Source organism: Marinobacter sp. (assembly GCF_035268745.1).
Taxonomy (GTDB): Bacteria; Pseudomonadota; Gammaproteobacteria; order Pseudomonadales; family Oleiphilaceae; genus Marinobacter.
The window spans coordinates 1-3,509 of sequence record NZ_DATFKH010000249.1 but is presented as its reverse complement, the minus strand read 5'-3'; the positions used below and the strand labels follow the sequence as shown (position 1 = coordinate 3,509).

General features: G+C 53.8%; 3 protein-coding genes. 1 reads left to right on the top strand and 2 read right to left on the bottom strand.

Annotated elements, in window-relative coordinates; all coding sequences use genetic code 11:
• Window positions 1–629: 629 nt before the first annotated feature.
• Together VJ956_RS15955 and VJ956_RS15950 are read right to left on the bottom strand one after the other, a co-directional pair.
• The gene (locus VJ956_RS15955; RefSeq protein ID WP_324086031.1) at window positions 630–1,475 is read right to left on the bottom strand and encodes a hypothetical protein; all 846 of its coding nucleotides are present in this window, start codon (window positions 1,473–1,475) and stop codon (window positions 630–632) included.
• Window positions 1,476–1,542: 67 nt separating this feature from the next.
• Window positions 1,543–1,695 carry a hypothetical protein gene (locus VJ956_RS15950; protein WP_324086030.1) on the bottom strand — a complete coding sequence of 51 codons (153 nt, stop codon included), beginning with the start codon at window positions 1,693–1,695 and terminating at the stop codon, window positions 1,543–1,545.
• A gap of 394 nt (window positions 1,696–2,089) precedes the next feature.
• On the opposite strand from VJ956_RS15950, the gene VJ956_RS15945 reads away from it, so the two are divergent.
• Window positions 2,090–3,016 (top strand): hypothetical protein, encoded by a 927-nt coding sequence (locus VJ956_RS15945; protein WP_324086029.1) that lies wholly within the window; start codon window positions 2,090–2,092, stop codon window positions 3,014–3,016.
• Window positions 3,017–3,509: the final 493 nt, after the last annotated feature.

Sequence of the window (3,509 nt, the reverse complement as noted above, 5' to 3'; positions counted from 1 at the left end):
CGCGCTCGATCTGGGCCGGGACCGGCTCGCTGAAAACTGGCAGGAAAAGACGCGTTCCGGCCGAGGCAGAGCACGTAGCCACCAGCAGAGCGAGAAAAACGAAGATCGGCTTTCCCGGCCGCGGGGAACGCGCCGGTCTCGACTCTTTCACCTGCAGACACATCATCATCAAATAACCTTGGAGCAAAGCCTTCAACCCCTTCCAGTATAGTCGTTCCACAAACAAAAAAGGCCGCAGAAGGCTGAGAAGGCCGAGGAAAGAAGGCCGGGACAGGCACAACGAAAGGAGGAAAAGCGGGAGGGGACGCCGAGGGAGAGCCGGCACTGGCACAGCATTGGAAGTTTACCTACCCGAATTCGGCCGATTTTCCTATTTGCCGGCTAGGGAATACGAACTACGCTGGTGGCTCATCGATCACCGACGCTGCAACCATGCCGCAAGCCCGTAGAAGACTCGTCTCTACCGACGTAACGCCTTTCTATCATGTCGTCAGTCGCTGTGTTCGGCGACATTTTTTGTGCGGCGTCGACCCCTATACCGGCAAGGACTAGACAGCCCGGAAGGCCGGAATCAAAGTGAAACGTTGGGTGTCTGCGTTTTTATCAGGAGCCCGTTCCAAGAATGGCGTTTACTGGAACGCACTCCTGAAGATCACATCGAAGCGGGTTTCGAAGTAGCGCTCGAACTGGTTAATCACCAGTTGATCATAACCCTCGGCGCTCAGGTGAAAACAGTCGGCGCCGTTGAATCTCAAGGCCGCGGTCGGGCTGGGCAGGGCCGGGTCTCCGGGTGGCCGCAGATCGCCGGGAGCGATGCCCATATCGGAAAACCCGAACAGCGACTGCATCTGGCCAAAATGGCTGACATGAAATACCCTCGGGTGGTCTTTCAGGCTCAGGATTGACTGTTCCAGGGCGACCGCTGCGGTGTTGACTTCCAGCGGCGTTGGCCGCTCCATGCTATTCCACAGCGGCGCGCAGAACAGCGCACCGTCGATTCCGCCCAAGGTGTCAACGAAATTGGGATAGTCGTAGAAGCTCAACAACACTTCCACATCCGCCCGAACGTCGAGAATGAACTCGACAATGGTTTCGACGTCTGCACGGATTGCGGCGAATAGCGCGGCCTGAGCGGCCGAGTCGAGCTCGGCGTTCCAGGCATCGAGAAAATCGTTGCCGCCAACACTAAGTTGGACGATCTCGATGGCCGGATCGGTCAGCGCCTGGCCGATTGTCGCCAGCCGAGCCGGTGTGGCCCACTCGGCCGCGGTCGACCCCGATTCAACGGTGGCCGCGCCAAACACCTGGACCTGACCGAAACCTAGGGCGGCGAACACCATCGAGTGGGACTGGTCGCCGAACTGCTGGTCGGCCCAGCTATCGCCGATCAACAGTAGTCCGTCGGGTGCGGCTTGGGCTGCGTTTAAGCAAATAACCAGCGACAACGCTGCCATGGTGGTTTTCATGCTGGGCATGGGGCCCTCTCCTGCGAGCCCGTCGAATTGAATCGATCATAGCAAACCAAGGCACCCACCCGCCACCTTACCGATCCTGGACCGGCTGAAGATCGATCCAGGCAATTACGTCCGATTCATCAACCGAATCCAGAAGAGCCTGTTTCATGGCTTCATCGGAATCGTCAAGTCGATGCGAAGCCTCGCCGAAGATTTCGGCAGGTCTTTCCTGAAGGGCCAAGCCGCAGCTGCAGCACTGCTCAGTCCCGGTTAGTCCTGCCTGCTAATCCCGGTAAACCACAAAACGGCCATCGGCCAGATTCGGTGTACCTGAAATCCGCCGAATTGCCCACGCACTGATCAGTTTGAATCCAAATACACGGTGAGTCGCCTCGCCTAGTGCCGCAGCCCGAGAGCGTTGCGGAAAAGCTACGCCGTTTCTCAGAATATCGGTGTCTCGATTATCGCGTCATCTCGACAAACACTGTGGCTTCCAATCCGTGATGAGTCTCGCGATTCACGGAAAAATCAGGCAAGAATATTTGACAGCTCAAAAAAAACAATTAAGCTAAATCTGCTATTCCTTGGCTAGGAGGGTAGTAATCTACTTTTGGCGTTAAAAAATACGGGGATTAATGATGGTCTTGACCATTTCTAAGCGAATTTGCGTGCGTAACGTACAATTTATGTTATTGATGGGGTTGATGTGGCTTGTGCCGCTTGGCGCAGGCGCACAAAGTTTACCCAATATTGACGTTTGCAACGATTGCAGTTCGGATTTGCAGTTCAGTCAGGCCGCATTCTCGGCAACGGATTTATTTCCAGGCCAATCGGAGGATGTGTACGTTGTTAATGTTACGAACGAGCAGACGCGCGTCTTTCGGGTCACGCTAATTATCACCGGCAGCTTTGGCGATACATCGTTGGATGTCAGCATTACCGAAATTAGTGGTGATCCTGCGGTGCTCGGCGATATTGCGACTGCTACGACTACCTTCAGAAACTTTAACGATGCACTAATCCAGGACATAGATGCCGAAGACCTTGATTTATCGTTCGATTCAGCCCTCGATTTGATTGATGCAGGAGGCTCATCTGCTAGTGGTCTTCGAAGAGAGTTGCAAGAAGAGTTGACGGATTATTACAGTGATTTTTGGCGATCGATGATAACTGATGTAACGGATACAATTGATTCACTCTTAGATAAATTCTTGGCGGAAAGCGGACTCGACGCTGAATATGATATCGTTGTTTTTGAAGACGGTACCAAAGTCAGACTCAAGATAGAAGAGGTTGGCCGGGTTGCCAGCGATCCGCTCACTATTATCATTGAATTCGATGTCGATTTAGAATCGATAACTGCGCCTGGGCTTAACTTCGTACCTGTGGAACCCGATTTTTCTAGATTCAGTGCTTCGGATCTGGATTATGATCTGGCACAGGAACTCCGAGATCTCGCATTCCTGTTTGGTATTCCAGTCGTCGGGGCAGACGATGTCCAAGAGTGCAGATCATCTTGGAGTTGTGGAGTAGACAGATGCACCGTAACGGTATCCTGTTAATTCGATCTGTTTAATTAGATCAAGTACTAGCCCGCCCGCGGCCATTAATGCCGCGGGCGTTTTCGTTAGACGACGAGATCAGACACCCACCTCAGGAGAAATTTCCTACAACTGCTACTCATGCGTCGCTTGACAGCCCCCTCTGTCAGGATAGTTGTCGCCTCCTTTAGAATCGTTGGAGTGTAAGCGCTCAAACAAGGCCGTTATTCCCTCCCGCACAATGTACCGCTAACCTGCTCCTGAACTTTCCATACAGGAGCAAGCGGAATGAGCAACACAAAAAGCAAGCGTATCCACCGGTCAGCGGATCAATGGTCCCAGGTTATTTCTGATCAACGCACCAGATGCATGAGGGGAAGGCCGGGACAGGCACCGAAGGCCGGGACAGAGCGCGAAGGCCGGACGAAGGCCGGGACAGGCACAACGAAAGGAGGGAAACCCGGGAGGGGACGCCGAGGGAAAGTCGGCACTGGCACAGCATTGGAAGTTTACC